At 71.2% G+C, this 427-nt stretch carries 1 pseudogene; it reads left to right on the forward strand.

Annotated elements, in window-relative coordinates:
* Positions 1-427, forward strand: a pseudogene (locus G3I60_RS44070) (MFS transporter); the annotation flags it as partial.

Raw genomic sequence — 427 nt, forward strand, 5'->3', positions numbered from 1 at the left:
CGAGCCCGGGGAGAGCCGGCCGGGCTTCTGGAAGGAGACCGCTGAAGGGCTGCGCTGGGTCTGGGGGCACCGGCTGATCCGGGTCACCGCCTGCTGCGCGGTGGCGCTGAACTTCCTCTTCCAGGTCGTCTACCTGGTCATCATCATGGCCGCCCAGCAGGATGACGTGCCCTCCGGCCAGATCGGCGTGATGGCCGCGATGTTCGGCGTCGGCGGCCTCCTGGGCGCCCTCGCCGCCCCCCGGCTCTACCGCCGCCTCGGGCAGCGCCACTCGGTACTGATGGTCTTCTGGGCGATGGCGGTGCTGGCCCCCGTCTCGCTGACGGTGACCAACGGGCTGCTGCTCGGCCTGCTGCTGGCGGGCATGGCCTTCTTCGCACCGACCGCCAACACGGCCGTCAGCACGTACCAGCTGCTGACCACCCCG

Source organism: Streptomyces sp. SID13666 (assembly GCF_010548325.1).
In the GTDB taxonomy this organism is placed as follows: Bacteria; Actinomycetota; Actinomycetes; order Streptomycetales; family Streptomycetaceae; genus Actinacidiphila; species Actinacidiphila fildesensis.